Below are 15,079 nucleotides of genomic sequence, written 5' to 3' on the forward strand. Positions count from 1 at the left end.
GCCGCCGCTGTACTTCCCGGCGGCGTTCGGCATCGACGCCCACGTGGACACCATGTTCGCCCACAACCTGTTCACCGTCGACTTCCTGTGCGGCCGGCTGCCGCTCTACATCGTCGCGATCTACCCGACGATGGCCACCGTCGCCTTCGAGATCGTCCGCACGCTCGGGGTGTTCCGCCGCTACGGGGCGCTGACCGGGGCGGTCTGCGTCGGTCTGGTGCATCACGCGTTCTACGAGATCTTCGACCACCTGGGCCCGCAGCTGCGCTGGTGGGAGTGGTCGGTGGACAACCCGCTGAACCAGCCGATGTTCGACTCGGTGCCGTTGGGAAGCGTCGTGGTGTTCGCCGCGCTGTGGCCGCTATCGCTGGCGTTCTGCGTCCAGTGGCTGGTCGGCAAGCCGGCCGACCACGGCCGCCGGTTCACCGGCCCGCAGCTGCTCTGGCGGACCGTGCTGATCGGCGTGCTGGCGTCGCTGGGCACCGCGATCCTGCCGCTGCCGGCGACGCTGGCCGGCGCCGCCTTCGGCGGCACGGCGCAGGGCATCGGCTACGTCGTCGAGCTGCTGGCGGTGTTCGCCGTCGCGGTGCCGGCGCTGTACCGGCAGTGGAAGCGACGGGGCGCCGGCGGCAGCATCGAACGGCCCTACGCCGACCCGCTGATGATCCACTACGCGATGGCCTACCTGGTGGTGCTGGCGGTGCTGTGGCTGACCGCGCTGCCGGCTTACGTCGGCGCGGTCGACGGCCGCACCGCCCACGGCGACCCGGTCGGCAGCCTCTGCTACACCGTGGCGTGTTTCGTCGTGGCCGGGCTGTGCACCGCGGCGGCGGCATCGGTCGCCTCGCGACCGGCCGGGCAGAACGCACCGGTGCGCTCGGCGGTTACCGGCTGAACGGGCCCGCGGGCGGTAGCCTGGCCGGTGATGGCCAACCATGCAGCCCCGCTGGACGTGACGGCGCTCCGTGCCGAACTCGGTACGGCGTGGCACCGGATCGACGTGGTCGAGGAGACCGGCTCCACCAACGCCGACCTGCTGGCCCGGGCCGGTGCGGGCACCGACATCGACCGGGTGGTGCTGCTGGCCGAACACCAGAGCGCGGGCCGGGGCCGCCACGGTCGGCACTGGCTGGCGCCGCCGCGCACCCAGGTCGCGCTCTCGGCCGGGGTGAACCCGGCCGATGTTCCGACGTCGTCGTGGGGCTGGCTGCCGCTGGCCACCGGGGTCGCGGTCGTGGACGCGCTGGCCGAGGCGGCGGGGGTCGACGCGATGCTGAAGTGGCCGAACGACGTGCTGGTCGGCGACGGCAAGCTGGCCGGCATCCTGGCCGAGGTGGCCGCACCCCGGCAGGGGATCGTCGTCGGCCTCGGGCTGAACGTCACCATGACCGCCGATCAGGCCCCCGACCCGGCGGCCACGTCACTGGCCATGCTCGGCAAGGACACCGATCGCACCGCGCTGGCCGTCGCGGTGCTGCGTGCGCTGGCGGCCCGGATCGGCGCCTGGCACGCCGCCGGTGGCGGCGACCCGGGCCTGGTGGTGGACTACCGGCGCTATAGCTGCACGCTGGGCGCCCAGGTGCGGGCCGAGCTGCCCGGCGGCCGGTCGGCCGAGGGTGTTGCCACCGCCGTCGACGAGCTGGGCCGCCTCTGCGTCGACACCGGCACCGAGACTCTGGCGCTGTCGGCCGGCGACATCACCCACTTGCGCCCCGGCGACTAGGGGTCCCATGGGCTACCCGGACAGCGCCCTGGCCGACGACGAGCAGCTGGTGCTGCACCGGCACCCGCACGTCAAGCACCTGATCGGCGCGGCGACGATGCTGCTGCTGGCCACCGCGGCGGCGGCTTTCGTCGCCGGCGTCGTCAACGCGCGGCAGTGGGATCCGACGGCCAAGAACGTGATCTTCGCGGTGATCGGGGCGATCTGGCTGGTGGTGGTGGGCTGGCTCACCGTGTGGCCTTTTTTAAGTTGGCGCACCACGCATTTCGTCATCACCGAACGGCGGCTGATGTTCCGCCACGGGGTGCTGACCCGCAGCGGTTTCGACATCCCGCTGGCCCGCATCGCGCAGGTGGAGTTCAGTCGCGGCATCATCGACCGGATGCTGCGCGCCGGGACGCTGATCGTCGAATCGGCCGCCCAAGGCCCGCTGGAGTTCTACGACATCCCGCACGTGGAGCAGGTCCACGCGCTGCTGTATCAGGAGCTCTTCGACACCATCGAGTCGTCGGAGCCGTCGTCGAGCAGCTGACGGCGGCGCGGCCGCCAGGCACGCATCAGGGTGACGGTGCCGTCGCGCTCGATGTTGTCCTCCAGCAGCTCGGCGATCCCGCCGGCGGTGAGCGCCGATTCGAGCCCGGACTCCGCGGAGCCGGCCAGCTGGTCGGGGAAGACCCACCGGCGGAACGCCCAGAACCGGAACGCCATCTGCAGCAGGTTGCCGATGATGTAGGCCGAGACGAAGTCGGCGATGTTCTCCATCGTCAGCGACACCGCCGGCACCCGCAGCTGCAGCACGTAGCTGGAGAACCACAGCGGCGCCATCGAGAGCACCACGCCCACCCCGCTGACCGCGAAGAACAGCAGCGCCTCGTGGTGGCGTTCCCGGCCGCCCCGGTCACGGAAGCTCCATTCCCGGTTGAGGATGTAGGACGCGATCACCGCGACGATGCCGGAGATCACCTTGGCGGTTACCGGCTTGGTGTCCAGCACGGTCAGCTTCAGCGTGTAGAAGATGAACGAGTCGATGACGAAGGTGGTGGCCCCGACGATGGCGAATTTGATCAGCTCGTGATGGCGCTCGGCCAACGGCCGGATGACCCGCGGCAGCCGGGCGATCGTGGCGTCTGTGAATGACACAGCACGCCAGTGTACGTACCCGGACCGACCGATGCGTAACTACTGGATAACGAGGGTAACGGCTTGGTAACGGCATCCCGGTGGCCGTCAAAACCCCCCGGCAGCGGGCATGACACCATGAACGCCGTGCCGAAGATCACCACCGCCGAACCGTCCCCCGGGCGATGCCCCCGGGTCGCCATGGTCGGTGGTGGGCAGCTGGCCCGGATGACCCACCAGGCCGCGATCGGCCTGGGCCAGCGGCTGCGGGTGCTGGCCGAACACCCCGACGACCCGGCGGCCCAGGTCACCCCGGACGTGGTGATCGGATCGCACACCGACCTGGACGCCCTGCGCCGGGTCGCGGCCGGGGCCACCGTGCTCACCTTCGACCACGAGCACGTCCCCGGCGAGTTGCTGGAGACGCTGGTCACCGACGGCGTCACCGTGGCGCCGCCGCCGCGGGCGCTGGCGCACGCCCAGGACAAGCTGGTGATGCGGGACCGGCTGGCCGCACTCGGCGTTCCGGTGCCCCGGTACGCGGCCATTCACAGCACTGCCGACCTGCCCGTCCTCGACGCGTTCGCCGGCCGGGTGGGTGGGCCGATCGTGGTCAAGGCGGCCCGCGGTGGGTACGACGGTCGCGGGGTGGCGGCGCCGGAGGGCCTGGCGCAGGCCCGGGAGATCGTCGGCGGCTACCTGGCCTCCGGCGTTTCGGCGCTGGCCGAGGAGCGGGTCGAGCTGCGCCGGGAGCTCTCCGCGCTGGTGGCCCGCTCGCCGTTCGGTCAGGGTGCGGCCTGGCCGGTGGTCGAGACGGTGCAACGCGACGGCATCTGCGTGCAGGTGATCGCCCCGGCGCCGGAGCTCTCCGACCAGCGGGCGGTGGCCGCCCAGCGGTTGGCGCTAGGGCTGGCCGACGAGCTCGGCGTGGTCGGCGTGCTGGCCGTGGAGCTGTTCGAGACGCCCGCCGGCGAGCTGCTGGTCAACGAGCTGGCGATGCGCCCGCACAACTCCGGCCACTGGACCATGGACGGGGCGGTGACCAGCCAGTTCGAGCAGCACCTGCGGGCGGTGCTGGACTACCCGCTGGGCGCCACCGACGCGATCGCGCCGCTGACCGTGATGGCCAACGTGCTGGGTGCGTCGGAGCCGCCGGCGATGAGCCTCGACGAACGGCTGCACCACCTGTTCGCCCGGCTGCCGCAGGTCCGGGTTCACCTGTACGGCAAGGCGGAGCGCCCGGGCCGCAAGATCGGGCATCTCAACCTGCTCGGCTCGGACCCGACGGACCTGCCGAAGCTTCGTGCCGACGCCGAACTGGCGGCACACTGGTTGTCACAGGCGGAGTGGCTCGACGGCGACGATGCGGAGCGAAGCGATGCGGAGGAGCGGCGCTAAATGGCGCCGCCAGATGGGAGCGGCATGACCCAGCAGCCCCGGGTCGGGGTGATCATGGGCAGCGACAGCGACTGGTCGGTGATGTCCGAGGCCGCCAACGCGCTGGCCGAGTTCGACGTGCCGTTCGAGATCGGCGTCGTCTCCGCACACCGCACCCCGGCGCGGATGCTCGACTACGCGCGGGACGCGGCCAGCCGTGGGATCCAGCTGATCATCGCCGGCGCCGGCGGCGCCGCGCACCTGCCCGGGATGGTCGCCGCCGCCACCCCGCTGCCGGTGGTCGGGGTGCCGGTGCCGCTGGCCCGGCTCGACGGGCTGGACTCGCTGCTGTCGATCGTGCAGATGCCGGCCGGGGTGCCGGTGGCCACCGTCTCGATCGGCGGCGCCCGCAACGCCGGACTGCTGGCGGTGCGCATCCTGGGGGCGGCCGATCCGGCGCTGCGCGCCCGGATGGTGGCGTTCCAGAACCAGCTGGCCGAGGCCGTGCAGGCCAAGGACGCGGCGCTGAAGAACCGGCTGGAAAAGCCGGACGGTAAGGTTACCGGCGAGTAACTAGGAGGTCGAGATGGCCGGATGGGCCGGAAATCCGTCATTTGACGTGTTCAAGCTCCCCGAGGAGCACGACGAGCTGCGCGCGGCGATCCGCGCGCTGGCCGAGAAGGAGATCGCCCCGTACGCCGCCGAGGTCGACGAGCAGTCCCGTTTCCCGGAGGAGGCGCTGAAGGCGCTGAACGCGGCCGGGTTCAACGCGGTGCACGTCCCGGAGGCCTACGGCGGCCAGGGCGCGGACTCGGTGGCCGCCTGCATCGTGATCGAGGAGGTGGCCCGGGTGGACACCTCGGCGTCGCTGATCCCCGCGGTGAACAAGCTGGGCACCATGGGGCTGATCCTGCGCGGGTCCGAGGAGTTGAAGAAGCAGGTGCTGCCGTCGCTGGCCACCGAGGGCGCGATGGCGTCGTACGCGCTGTCGGAGCGCGAGTCGGGCAGTGACGCCGCGGCGATGCGCACCCGGGCCAAGGCCGACGGTGACGACTGGGTCCTCAACGGCAGCAAGGCCTGGATCACCAACGGCGGCAAGTCGACCTGGTACACGGTGATGGCGGTGACCGATCCGGAGAAGGGCGCCAACGGGATCTCGGCGTTCGTGGTGCACGCCGACGACGAGGGCTTCACCGTCGGCACCAAGGAGCGCAAGCTGGGCATTAAGGGATCGCCCACCACCGAGCTGCACTTCGAGAACTGCCGCATCCCCGGCGACCGGATCATCGGCGAGCCGGGCACCGGCTTCAAGACCGCGCTGGCCACCCTGGACCACACCCGCCCGACGATCGGCGCCCAGGCGGTCGGCATCGCCCAGGGCGCGCTGGACGCCTCGATCGCCTACACCAAGGACCGCAAGCAGTTCGGCAAGTCGATCAGCCACTTCCAGGGGGTGCAGTTCATGCTGGCCGACATGGCGATGAAGATCGAGGCGGCCCGGCTGATGGTGTACAGTGCCGCGGCCCGCGCCGAGCGGGGGGAGCACGGACTGGGCTTCATCTCCGCGGCGAGCAAATGCTTCGCCTCCGACGTGGCGATGGAGGTCACCACCGACGCCGTGCAGCTGTTCGGCGGCGCCGGCTACACCGCCGACTTCCCGGTGGAGCGGATGATGCGCGACGCCAAGATCACCCAGATCTACGAGGGCACCAACCAGATCCAGCGGGTGGTGATGAGCCGGGCGCTGCTGCGCTGATCGGAGCCTGGGCGGCTGTGGAATTCGAGGCGCGCCGGCGCCGACCGCGGCGTTATGATCGCCGGGATGTCACAGTCGGCGATCCAACGTCAGGTGCGCCAGCACGGCGCCGACATCACCGCGCTCTACGAGCTGGTACAAGGCGTCGATCTGAAGGTCGATGCGCTGGATGCCAAGTTCGACACCCGGCTGGATGGGCTGGACGGCCGGTTGGATGGGCTGGACGGCCGGTTGGATGGGCTGGACGGCCGGATGGCGGAGATGGGCGGGCAGCTCTCCGAGGTGCTGCGCCTGCTGGGTAACCGCTGACCCGACCCGGGCCGTCGATGCGATCCGTTTAACCTGACGCTATGCCGGAAACGTCGAGCGTCTACCTGGCCGCCGCCGAAGGCGGCACCGGCAAGTCCACCCTCGCGCTGGGCTTGCTGCAGCTGCTGGCCGCCTCCGCCGGGCGGGTCGGGGTGTTCCGGCCGATCGTCCGCTCGCTGGACGAGCCCGACGAGCTGCTCGACCTGTTGTGCGCGCACGCCACCGTCGCCTTCGACGACCACCGGGACTGTTGGGGCGTCACCTACCAGCAGGTATACGCCGACCCGGAGGCCGCGCTCGGCGAGATCGTCGCGCGCTTCCACGACGTCGCCGCCCGCTGCGACGCGGTGCTGATCGTCGGCAGCGACTACACCGACGTGGTCAACCCCAGCGAGCTGAGCTTCAACGCCCGCATCGCGGTGAACCTGGGTGCGCCGCTGCTGCTGGCCGTCAACGGCCACAACCGTGGCGTGCAGGCGATCGCCGAGATCACCGCGCGCTGCCTCACCGAGGTGCGGGCCACCCACGCGCAGCCGATCGCGGTGATCGCCAACCGCTGCCCGCCGGACCGGCTGGACCAGGTGGTCGCCGCGCTGGTCGAGACCGGGCTGCTCGGCTACGCACTGCCGGAGGTGGGGCTGCTGGCCGCCCCGACCATGGCCGAGCTCTGTGACGCGCTGGGCGGCACCCTCTACAGCGGCGACCCGGAGCTGCTGCGCCGCGAGGCGCTGGGCGTGATGGTCGGCGGCATGACCGCGGAGAACATCCTGGACCGGCTGGTGGAGGGCCAGGTGGTGATCGTGCCGGCCGACCGCTCCGACGTGCTGCTGGCGCTGGTGACCGCACACGAGGCGCGCGGCTTCCCGTCGCTGGCCGGGATCATCCTCAACGGCGGCCTGCTGCCGCACCCGGCGATCGACAAACTGGTGAAGGGGCTGCGGCCGGCGCTGCCGCTGATCGCCACCGGGCACCGGACCTACGACACCGCGGAGCGGGTGTCGCACACCGGCGCCCGGCTGACCGTGGACTCGCTGCGCAAGATCGACACCGCCCTGCAGGTGATGGCCCGGCACACCGACGGCGCTCGGCTGGTCGAGCAGCTGCGGGTGCCGCCGGCGACGGTGCTGACCCCGCAGATGTTCGAGTATCGGCTGCTGGAGCGGGCCCGCGCCGATCGTCGGCACATCGTCCTGCCCGAGGGTGACGACGACCGGATCCTGTTGGCGGCCGGGCGATTGCTGTCCCGGTCCATCGTGGACCTGACCATCCTGGGGGTGGAGGCGACGGTGCGCCGGCGCGGCGCCGAGCTGGGGGTGGACCTGTCGTCGGCGCAGGTGATCGACCCGGAGACCAGCGAGCTGCTCGACTCGTTCGGCGCCGAGTACGCCCGGCTGCGCGCCCACAAGGGCGTCACCGAGGAGCGGGCCCGCGAGATCATGCACGACATCTCGTATTTCGGCACCATGATGGTGCAGCTGGGCATCGCCGACGGGATGGTCTCCGGCGCTGCGCACACCACCGCGCACACCATCCGCCCGGCGTTCGAGATCATCCGGACCGCGGCGGGAGTCTCCACGGTGTCGAGCATCTTCCTGATGTGCCTGCCGGAACGGGTGCTGGCGTTCGGCGACTGCGCGGTGGTGCCCGACCCGACCGCCGAGCAGCTGGCCGACATCGCCGTCTCGTCGGCGGCGACGGCGGCCGCCTTCGGCGTCGACCCGAAGGTGGCGCTGCTGTCCTACTCCACCGGCGAGTCCGGGGCCGGCGCCGGTGTCGAGAAGGTACGCACCGCAACCAAATTGGTGCACGAGCGCCGGCCGGACCTGCTGGCCGACGGGCCGATCCAGTACGACGCCGCGGTGGATCCGACGGTGGCCGCGGCCAAGATGCCCGGCTCGGCGGTGGCCGGCCAGGCCACCGTGCTGATCTTCCCGGACCTGAACACCGGCAACAACACCTACAAGGCGGTGCAGCGCAGCGCCGGCGTGGTGGCGATCGGGCCGGTGTTGCAGGGGCTGGCCAAGCCGGTCAACGACCTGTCCCGGGGGGCGCTGGTCGACGACATCGTCTACACGGTGGCGATCACCGCGATCCAGGCTCAGGGTGCGCCGTGACCGGCTTGGTGCTGGTGCTCAACTCCGGCTCGTCATCGATCAAGTACCAGCTGGTCGACCCGCTCGCCGGGACGGCCGTGGTCTCCGGGCTGGTGGAGCAGATCGGTGAGCCGGAGAGCCCGGTCGCCGACCACGCCGACGGACTGCGGCGCATCCACCGCACCCTGGTGGACTCCGGGGTGGACCTCGCCACGGTGAAGGCCGTCGGTCACCGGGTGGTGCACGGCGGCGAGAAGTTCTACCGCCCGACGCTGATCACCGAGGCGGTGGTGGCCGAGATCGACCGGCTCGCCGACCTGGCACCGCTGCACAACCCGGCGAACGCCACCGGTATTCGGGTGGCGCGCACCGACTTTCCAGACATCCCGCACGTCGCCGTCTTCGACACCGCGTTCTTCCACACCCTGCCAGCCGCGGCGTCGACCTACGCGATCGACACCGAGGTGGCGCACCGCTACGGCGTGCGCCGGTACGGTTTCCACGGCACGTCGCACGAGTACGTCTCCCAGCAGGTCGCCGTCGTGCTCGGCCGGGAGCTCACCGAGCTGAACACCATCGTGTTGCACCTGGGCAACGGCGCGTCGGCGTCGGCGGTGCGCGGCGGGGTGGCGGTGGAGACGTCGATGGGGCTGACCCCGCTGGAGGGGCTGGTGATGGGGACCCGCGGCGGTGACATCGACCCGGGGGCGCTGCTGCACCTGAATCGCACCGCCGGGATGGACGTGGCGCAGCTCGACGAGCTGCTGAACCGCCGCTCCGGGCTGAAAGGGCTGTGCGGGGTCAACGACTTCCGCGAACTGCGCGAGCAGATCGAGGCGGGCGCGCCGGCCGCCCAGCTGGCCTACGACGTCTACATCCACCGGCTGCGCAAGTACGTCGGCGCCTACCTGGCGGTGCTCGGGCGGGTCGACGCGATCGTCTTCACCGCCGGGGTGGGGGAGAACGTTCCCGCGGTGCGCGCCGACGCGCTGGCCGGCCTGGACCGTTTCGGCATCGCGGTGGACCCGCGGCGCAACGCGACCGGATCCGGCGCGCGTGTCATCTCGGTCGACGGCTCACCTGTCGCGGTGCTGGTGATCCCCACCAACGAGGAGCTGGCAATCGCCCGCGCCGCGTGGCGCTTCGTCTGAGCTCCCGGTTGGTGGTCCAGTCGCTTACTTGAAGCCCGGGTACAAGTCTGGGTACTCCTGCACCCAGCGAAAGCCGCGGCTGCGCAGCGGGAGACTGTTCAGGTCGACGCGTTGCAACGCCATGGTCACCGGCCGGCCGGACAGTCGCCCGGTGAGGCGCAGTTGGTCGGGGGCGGTTCGGTCGACGGTGAGCGTCGCCGACAGCGGGGCGGTGAAAAGGCTGATCCGGTGCGCGTCGATGTAGGCGGGCACGGTCACGAGTTCGCCGTCCATCCGCTGATAGGTCAGCGTGTCGGGGTCGTCGATGACGAGTCGTTGCCACCGATCGGGTTGGGTGGTCCGCGGCGGCACCGACGCGCCGTCGAGGCTGAAGTCGGTCACCGACCAGATGCCGTACAGCTCGGGTTTGGGTGCGCCGCCGCCGTATTCGTGCCAGATCAGCGAATCGATGAGCAGGCACCCGATGAGGACCCAGGCCCCCAACCCGAGCTGAACCGCGGTCGCAATCGTGTTGGCGCGGCCGCTGGTGAACAGGACCGGCTGGGTGGCCGGTTGCGAGGGCCGCTGCAGGATGAACACATCGGCCAGCCGCCTGGCTTGCGGTGCGAGCAGCACCACCGCGATCAGCAGCAGCTGAAACGACAGGATCTTCACCGACACGCCGAAGGTCATGTTCATCAACAAAACTTCCGCCATGCTGGCCAGCGCCAGCAGGGCGCCCAGGGTCGCGGTGCGGGGCCAAAACAGCAGCACCCCGGCGGCGACCTCAACCGCGCCGAGAGCGATTTCGTAGGGGTAGGAGGTGCCGACCTGCAAGAACAGCACCGAGTTCGGGCTGAGCTGCGCCGTTGCAGCACCCGGGACTGCAGGCCGGCGAGTACGTCGCGGTCACCGGAACCAACGGCTCCGGGAAGACCACGCTGACCCTGATCCTGACCGGCCGCCAGCCCACCTCGGGCGCCGTGCAGCGCCCCGGCGCGGTGGGGCTCGGCCAGATCGGTGGCACCGCCATCTTGATGCAGCACTCGGAGAGCCAGGTGCTGGGCACCCGGGTCGCCGACGACGTGGTCTGGGGCCTGCCGCCCGGTAAGAGCACCGACGTCGACCGCTTGCTGACCGACGTCGGCCTCGTCGGTTTCGGCGAACGCGACACCGGCGGTCTCTCCGGCGGTGAGCTGCAGCGGTTGGCGGTGGCCGCCGCGTTGGCCCGGGAGCCGGCGCTGATCATCGCCGACGAGATCACCGCCATGGTCGACCAGCGCGGCCGGGAAGCACTGCTCGGCGTGCTCTCCGGCCTGAACGACCGCTACGGCACCACGCTGGTCTACGTCACCCACTACTCCCAGGAGGCCGAGACCGCCGGCCGCACCGTCAACCTGAACGCGTCGGTGGACAACACCGCGATGGTGCAGACCGAGGCCGCCCCGGCGGCGACGGCCGCGTCGGGGCATAGCTCCGGCGCGCCGATGCTCGAGCTCGCCGGTGTCGGCCACGAATACGGCTGCGGCACCCCGTGGGCGAAGACCGCGCTGCGCGACATCAGCTTCACGGTGCACGAGGGCGACGGGGTGCTGATCCACGGCGGCAACGGCTCGGGTAAGTCCACACTGGGCTGGATCATGGCCGGGCTGACCACACCGACCGCGGGCGACTGCCTGCTGGACGGACGCCCGGTCGACGAGCAGGTCGGCGCGGTGGCGATCAAGTTCCAGGCGGCCCGGCTGCAGCTGATGCGCCCCCGTGTCGACCTGGAGGTGGCCTCGGCGGCCGGCTTCTCGGCTCACGATCACGACCGGGTCGTCGAGGCGCTGGCGGTCGTCGGCCTGGATGCCGCCCTGGCGAGGCGGCGCATCGACCAGCTCAGCGGTGGCCAGATGCGCCGGGTGGTGCTGGCCGGGCTGCTGGCGCGGTCGCCGCGGGTGCTGATCCTCGACGAGCCGCTGGCCGGGCTGGATGCCGTCAGCCAGCGTGGCCTGCTGCGGTTGCTCGCCGACCGGCGGCGGGAGACCGGTCTGACCGTGGTGGTCATCTCGCACGACTTCGGCGGGATGGAGGAGCTGTGCCCGCGCACCCTGCACCTGAGCGACGGAGTGCTGGTATCGGCATCGGCGGCAACCGGGGGGACAGCGTGACCGCGACCCTGCCGGCGAAGCGGCGCCGCCAACCCCGCCCGGTGGTGCTGTTGCGCCCGGTTCCCGGGCGGTCTGCCATCCATGACCTGTGGGCCGGCACCAAACTGATCGTCGTCTTCGGCTTCTCGGCGCTGCTGACGGTCTGCCCGGGGTGGTGGGCGATTCTGCTGACCGGCGCGCTGGCGCTGACCGCGGCGCGGATCGCGCACATTCCCCGCGGCGTGCTGCCGACCGTGCCGCGCTGGCTGTGGATCGTGCTGGCCGGCACCGCCGCGATATCGGCGCTGGGCGGCGGTGCTCCGGTGATCCACCTGGGCACGGTCGCTGTCGGGCTCGGCGGCGCCCTGACCTTCCTGCGTTTCGTCCTGCTGTCGATCGTGCTGCTCGGCCTGGGTGCGCTGGTGTCCTGGACCACCAACGTGGCCGAGATCGCGCCGGCGCTGGCCAGGTTGGGCCGCCCGCTACGACCGTTGCGGATTCCGGTCGACGACTGGTCGGTCGCGCTGGCGCTGGCGCTGCGGGCCTTCCCGATGCTGATCGACGAATTCCGGCGGCCCGCCGGTTGCGGCCCAGACACCAAGCGAGGACCCGCACGGCCCGGGTCAAGCAGTTGGCGACCGAACTGGTGGACCTCACCGTCGCCGTGGTCACCGTGACGCTGCGCCGCGCCGACGAGATGGGCGACGCGATCACCGCCCGCGGCGGCGCCGGTCAGATCTCGGCGGCCCCGTCCCGGCGGAAATCGGCCGACTGGGTGGCGCTGGCGATCGCCGCGGCGGTCTGCGTCGCCGCCGTGGCGGCGACGATCGCGGGGGGGCTGCACTGACATCGCTGGGAATCCGGTGTCGGGTCGCCGCGGTCTGTGCCGCGCTGTTGGCTCCGGTGGGTCTGCCGGGCCCGCCCGCCCGGGCCGACGGCCCGGTGGTGATCGGCGGGGGCGCGGCGATCGTGATGAACGACACGCCGTGCACGCTGACCACGATCGGCACCGACCGCGTCGGCGACGTGGTGGGGTTCACCTCGGCGGCCTGTGGCGGGCCGGGTTCGCCGGGTTCGCCATCAACGGCATCGGACCGAATGCGGCCCCGGGCCAGCGGGCCTGCAAGGACAGCCGCGAGAGTGGCGTCGTCTGCGGTTCGGTGTCGTTGTTCCCCGGGGCGGACCCGGACACCGTCCTGCTGTACCTGTGCGGAGACGTCGGCGACGCCGGCGCGGCGGTGACCGTCAACGACCTGCTGGTCGGGATGATCCGCGGCGACTTCCCGCAGCCGGGCCGGTGTCCGATCCGGATCTGGAACGGCCACTTCATGATGCGCAAGATTCCGCTGCGGGATCGGCCCGAGGTCACCTCGATGACCACCATCGTCGACGACCTCGACGCCAAGGGCGGACCCGGCGCCGGCTTCACTCCGACGCCGGGCTGAGCAGTTCGTCGTTGTGCTGCCCGTGCGCCGGCGGAGCGCCGTCGGCGGTGGCGGTGAACGAGCCGTACCGGGCCGGGGTGCGCACCACCGTCACCGCGTCGTCGCCCTCCCCGACGGTCAGCGCCAGCTCGTTCTCGGCGAACAGCGCGGTGCCCACCACCTGCTTCCAGGTGTTGGCCAGACACGCCATCAAACCGTTGCGCTGCAACCGATCCACCCACTCGTCCGACGTCGCCGTGGCCAGGGTGGACTCCAACTCGGTGGTGAGCTCGGCGTAGTTGATCGATCGGGACCGCTGGTCGGCGAAGCGACCGTCGCCGACCAGGTCCGGCCGGTCGATCACCTGGCAGAGGATGGCCCAGTGCTTGGGGGTGTACGCGCTGAGCACCACATACCCGTCGGCGGTGCGGAACGCATCGGACGGCTGGGTGGCGAAGCCGACCCCCGTGCGCGTGCCGGCCGGCTTGGTGGTCGGCTGGGCCGGGCGGTCGCCGGTCGGCCGGTTGAGGTGCATGGTGAGCTGGTTGGCCTGCAGGCTCACCGCGACGTCGTACATCGCCACCCGGACCACGTCGGCCACCCCGTGCCGCTCCCGGTTGAGCAGCGCGGCCAGCACCGCCTGGGCCAGCACGTGCCCGCTGGCGTTGTCGACCAGCTGGAACGGGATGATCTGCGGCTTGCCGTCCGGGGTGCGCATCCCGGAGGTCATCCCGGCCTCGGCCTGCACCATCAGGTCCACGCCGGGCCGGTCGCCGTGCGGCCCGTTGCCGCCGTAGGCCGACAGCCGGGCGTAGACCAGCCTCGGGTTGCGAGCCTGCAGCTCGGCCGGGCCCAGGCCGAGCCGCTCCATCACGCCGGGGCGGAAGCCCTCCAGCACCACGTCGGCGGTGCCGGCCAGCCGCAGGATCCGCTGCGTGTCCGCGGCGACGGTCAGGTCCACCGTCACCGACTTCTTGCCCCGGTTGTTGGGCAGGAAGTAGGCGGCCAGCGGCGGACGTCCGGGCAGCACCGAGGTGATCTGCCGGCTGGCGTCGCCGGTCGGCGCCTCCACCTTGATCACCTCGGCGCCCAAGTCGGCCAGCACCTGCCCGGCCAGCGGCCCGGCGACGTTCTGGGTGAAGTCGAGCACCCGGAACCCGTCGAGCGGCCTGGGCGGCCGGGCAGGGCTGTCGGCGCTGTCGGACATGGCCTACGACGCTACGACTCCGAATGGCGCCGGGAGAGCCAGGTGATCAGCCGACCGACCAGGATCAGCACCAGCACGAAGACGACCAGCAGGAACGCCGCGTCGTAGGAGAGGTTGCGGGCTTCCTTCGACGGGAGGTTGTAGAACGTCCAGATCGGGTAGGTGAGGTAGCCGACCGGGGAGTGGGTGAGCTGGCCGGTCGGCGCCGAGTTCGACCAGCCGGCGGTGTAGAGCATCGGCGCCGTCTCGCCGATCGCCAGCGCCAGCGCCACCAGCATGCCGGTGACGATGCCGGGAACCGCCGCCTTCAGCACGATCTTGCGCAGCGTCCAGCCGACCGGCAGGCCGAGCGCCTCGGCGCCCTCCCGGTACGACGTGGGCACCTGGCTCAGCGCGGCCTCGGTGGCCTTGGCGATGTACGGGATGGCCAGCACCGACAGCGTCAGCACCCCGGCCAACAGGGAGAACCCCCAGTGGAAGAAGACCACCAGCGCCAGGTAGCCGACGTAGCCGAGGACGATCGACGGCACCCCGGCCAGCACCTCGTAGGCGCCGCGCAGCACCGATTGCACCCGGCCGCTGGCGAATTCGGAGAGGTAAACCCCGGTCAGCACGCTGATCGTCCCGCCGACCAGCAGCACCCCCAGGCCGAGCACCGCGGTGCCGATGATCGCGTTACGCAGCCCGCCCTTGTTGCCGTGGGTGTTCTCCACCAGCACGCTCCAGTGGAAGACCGGCAGCGCCCGGCCGACGACCTCGACCAGCATCCACACCGTCGGCACCACCACTACCGCCAGGCCTCCGAGGCA

At 71.4% G+C, this 15,079-nt stretch carries 13 protein-coding genes and 3 pseudogenes; 12 read left to right on the forward strand and 4 right to left on the reverse strand.

Translation table 11 applies throughout. From position 1 onward, the window contains the following. The 3 genes from AC2VNT_RS16995 to AC2VNT_RS17005 form a co-directional block, all read left to right on the forward strand. The coding region (locus AC2VNT_RS16995) for a hypothetical protein (RefSeq protein WP_486947970.1) at positions 1–895 on the forward strand (895 nt) is incomplete at its 5' end. Positions 896–925: 30 nt separating this feature from the next. Beyond that, the gene (locus tag AC2VNT_RS17000; protein WP_486947971.1) at positions 926–1,723 is read left to right on the forward strand and encodes a biotin--[acetyl-CoA-carboxylase] ligase; all 798 of its coding nucleotides are present in this window, start codon (positions 926–928) and stop codon (positions 1,721–1,723) included. A gap of 7 nt (positions 1,724–1,730) precedes the next feature. Further along, positions 1,731–2,255 (forward strand): PH domain-containing protein, encoded by a 525-nt coding sequence (locus AC2VNT_RS17005; RefSeq protein ID WP_486947972.1) that lies wholly within the window; start codon positions 1,731–1,733, stop codon positions 2,253–2,255. Here AC2VNT_RS17005 and AC2VNT_RS17010 read toward each other — a convergent pair. Continuing rightward, positions 2,204–2,863 carry a GtrA family protein gene (locus tag AC2VNT_RS17010; protein WP_486947973.1) on the reverse strand — a complete coding sequence of 220 codons (660 nt, stop codon included), beginning with the start codon at positions 2,861–2,863 and terminating at the stop codon, positions 2,204–2,206. The two genes, AC2VNT_RS17005 and AC2VNT_RS17010, sit on opposite strands and share 52 nt — an antisense overlap. A 117-nt stretch (positions 2,864–2,980) precedes the next feature. Between AC2VNT_RS17010 and AC2VNT_RS17015 the strand changes: the two genes are divergently transcribed. From AC2VNT_RS17015 to AC2VNT_RS17040, 6 genes are all read left to right on the forward strand, one after another. Then, positions 2,981–4,240 carry a 5-(carboxyamino)imidazole ribonucleotide synthase gene (locus tag AC2VNT_RS17015; RefSeq protein ID WP_486947974.1) on the forward strand — a complete coding sequence of 420 codons (1,260 nt, stop codon included), beginning with the start codon at positions 2,981–2,983 and terminating at the stop codon, positions 4,238–4,240. A gap of 24 nt (positions 4,241–4,264) precedes the next feature. Continuing rightward, on the forward strand, positions 4,265–4,792 hold the full coding sequence (purE, locus tag AC2VNT_RS17020; RefSeq protein WP_486947975.1) for a 5-(carboxyamino)imidazole ribonucleotide mutase: 528 nt from the start codon (positions 4,265–4,267) through the stop codon (positions 4,790–4,792). A gap of 13 nt (positions 4,793–4,805) precedes the next feature. Further along, on the forward strand, positions 4,806–5,975 hold the full coding sequence (locus AC2VNT_RS17025; protein ID WP_486947976.1) for an acyl-CoA dehydrogenase: 1,170 nt from the start codon (positions 4,806–4,808) through the stop codon (positions 5,973–5,975). Between the two features lie 66 nt (positions 5,976–6,041). Continuing rightward, entirely contained in the window at positions 6,042–6,284 is a 243-nt protein-coding gene (locus AC2VNT_RS17030) for a hypothetical protein (RefSeq protein ID WP_486947977.1), read from the forward strand. Between the two features lie 41 nt (positions 6,285–6,325). Beyond that, positions 6,326–8,398 carry a phosphate acetyltransferase gene (gene pta / locus AC2VNT_RS17035; RefSeq protein ID WP_486947978.1) on the forward strand — a complete coding sequence of 691 codons (2,073 nt, stop codon included), beginning with the start codon at positions 6,326–6,328 and terminating at the stop codon, positions 8,396–8,398. Continuing rightward, the gene (locus tag AC2VNT_RS17040) at positions 8,395–9,528 is read left to right on the forward strand and encodes an acetate kinase (RefSeq protein ID WP_486947979.1); all 1,134 of its coding nucleotides are present in this window, start codon (positions 8,395–8,397) and stop codon (positions 9,526–9,528) included. Before pta ends, AC2VNT_RS17040 begins: the two co-directional genes overlap by 4 nt. Positions 9,529–9,552: 24 nt before the next feature. On the opposite strand, the gene AC2VNT_RS17045 is transcribed toward AC2VNT_RS17040, so the two are convergent. Continuing rightward, positions 9,553–10,353: a hypothetical protein gene (locus AC2VNT_RS17045; RefSeq protein ID WP_486947980.1), complete on the reverse strand. Its 801-nt coding sequence runs from the start codon at positions 10,351–10,353 to the stop codon at positions 9,553–9,555. Positions 10,354–10,391: 38 nt separating this feature from the next. Between AC2VNT_RS17045 and AC2VNT_RS17050 the strand changes: the two are divergent. From AC2VNT_RS17050 to AC2VNT_RS17060, 3 pseudogenes are all read left to right on the forward strand, one after another. Continuing rightward, positions 10,392–11,660: pseudogene (locus AC2VNT_RS17050) on the forward strand (ATP-binding cassette domain-containing protein); the annotation flags it as partial. Then, positions 11,657–12,486 (forward strand): annotated as a pseudogene (locus AC2VNT_RS17055) (CbiQ family ECF transporter T component). The pseudogenes AC2VNT_RS17050 and AC2VNT_RS17055, both read left to right, overlap by 4 nt. 5 nt (positions 12,487–12,491) lie before the next feature. Then, positions 12,492–13,084 (forward strand): annotated as a pseudogene (locus AC2VNT_RS17060) (serine protease). Here AC2VNT_RS17060 and AC2VNT_RS17065 read toward each other — a convergent pair. Continuing rightward, a complete protein-coding gene (locus AC2VNT_RS17065) occupies positions 13,065–14,270 on the reverse strand; it encodes a CaiB/BaiF CoA transferase family protein (protein ID WP_486947981.1) in 1,206 nt (401 codons plus the stop codon). The pseudogene AC2VNT_RS17060 and the gene AC2VNT_RS17065 overlap by 20 nt on opposite strands. Positions 14,271–14,281: 11 nt before the next feature. Next, on the reverse strand, positions 14,282–15,079 hold a 798-nt coding region (pstA, locus tag AC2VNT_RS17070; RefSeq protein WP_486947982.1), incomplete at its 5' end, for a phosphate ABC transporter permease PstA.

It is taken from the genome of Mycobacterium sp. TH-M15 (assembly GCF_057473705.1).

Coding starts and splice junctions, on each gene's coding strand:
- AC2VNT_RS17000 (WP_486947971.1), top strand. CDS start 926: ATGGCCAACCATGCAGCCCCGCTGGACGTGACGGCGCTCCGTGCCGAA.
- AC2VNT_RS17005 (WP_486947972.1), top strand. CDS start 1,731: ATGGGCTACCCGGACAGCGCCCTGGCCGACGACGAGCAGCTGGTGCTG.
- AC2VNT_RS17015 (WP_486947974.1), top strand. CDS start 2,981: ATGAACGCCGTGCCGAAGATCACCACCGCCGAACCGTCCCCCGGGCGA.
- purE (WP_486947975.1), top strand. CDS start 4,265: ATGACCCAGCAGCCCCGGGTCGGGGTGATCATGGGCAGCGACAGCGAC.
- AC2VNT_RS17025 (WP_486947976.1), top strand. CDS start 4,806: ATGGCCGGATGGGCCGGAAATCCGTCATTTGACGTGTTCAAGCTCCCC.
- AC2VNT_RS17030 (WP_486947977.1), top strand. CDS start 6,042: ATGTCACAGTCGGCGATCCAACGTCAGGTGCGCCAGCACGGCGCCGAC.
- pta (WP_486947978.1), top strand. CDS start 6,326: ATGCCGGAAACGTCGAGCGTCTACCTGGCCGCCGCCGAAGGCGGCACC.
- AC2VNT_RS17065 (WP_486947981.1), bottom strand. CDS start 14,270: ATGTCCGACAGCGCCGACAGCCCTGCCCGGCCGCCCAGGCCGCTCGAC.